Raw genomic sequence first — 1200 nt, forward strand, 5'->3', positions numbered from 1 at the left:
GGAACTCGGGCCCGTGCGAGCCCTGGGGCGGGCATGTACTCATGGGGTGTTCTCAGTAGGGGGACTCAGATGCGGCGTGACGGGATGCGCACTGACGGGGCATGGCGCGGGCGGGGTGCGCAACGGGTTGAAGGGAACGACCTTCGCGTCGTCCGTCGCTGGTGCATCGCTACGTGTCGCGTGCCACGGCGGGAGCCAACCCCGACTCTTGCTGTCTCGCTGCTCAACCCAGCCCGCCGACTTCAACGCGACCAGGAAAGTTCGTTTCTGCGGTGGGTGCCGCTGTCCGATGGACTTGCAGAATCCGACCACGGCAATGAAGAGGGCGTCGTTTACGAACGCTTGCGTCTTGCCGACCCGGGCACCCGGAGGGGAGTGCCAGATTGCGTTGCCACGAGGTTCGTAAGACGCCCAATCGTAGAGCTGGCGGTCCGGGTCGGCGCTCTCGCTGAGTTCGCGGAGGAATTGCTCCGTCACGGGCTCGCTGAGTTGCTGGAGTTCATCGCGGGAGGCGTTCGTGTGCGGTCTGCGGACTCGCTTCATGTCCACCACGTAGGTGCCCATCTCATAGGCGAAGGCTGCTACCTGCCGCATGAACTCCGGTGTGAAGGCGTCATCAGCGCCCTGCGAATGGAGCGCCTCCAGGAAGTCGCGGTGGGTCATCCCCAGGTCGGGGTGTTGGTACTCGGCGGGCTTCGTCTTGTTGTGGAAGACCGTCCAGCGCCGGTCGCTCTCCTCAAGCTCGATGGGCTTGGAGCGGTTGGTCGCCGCGATGAGCGCGACGCGGTTGACCGCTGGGGTGCGGCCAACGCCCTTGCTCTCCAGGAACACCTCACCATCGGTGATGGTCGCCTTGAGTCCGTCGCCCAGCGCCCCACCGCGCTTGTGGTTGTCGAGCAGCTCGTTGGCGAAGACCAACAGCTTCGTGGCGAAGTGGTGGTTGTAGGGCTTGGCGAGGTCCGCCTCCCCAATCTGGACGCAGTTCGCGGGGCCGAGTACGTGCGCCAGGATGCGATAGAGCACGTTCTTCCCGGTGCCCGGGGGGCCTTGAAGCAGGACTGCGGTTCCCGGCCTGGAGCCCGGGTTCTGGACCTTGAACGCAATCCAGTTCAGGAGCCAGTCGAGCCCAGCTTCATCCTCCGCGAGCCAGAGGAGGACCCGCCGCACATCAGGCCACTCGCCCGGCGCAGGAGTGAGCGT

General features: G+C 65.5%; 1 protein-coding gene. It reads right to left on the minus strand.

Features of this window, described 5'->3' with window-relative positions:
• Positions 1-39: 39 nt before the first annotated feature.
• Positions 40-1200, minus strand: a 1161-nt coding sequence (locus FJV41_RS49205) for a DUF5906 domain-containing protein (RefSeq protein ID WP_220137973.1), incomplete at its 5' end; no start/stop codon positions are given.

Origin of the sequence: Myxococcus llanfairpwllgwyngyllgogerychwyrndrobwllllantysiliogogogochensis (genome assembly GCF_006636215.1) — a bacterium.
GTDB lineage: Bacteria > Myxococcota > Myxococcia > Myxococcales > Myxococcaceae > Myxococcus > Myxococcus llanfairpwllgwyngyllgogerychwyrndrobwllllantysiliogogogochensis.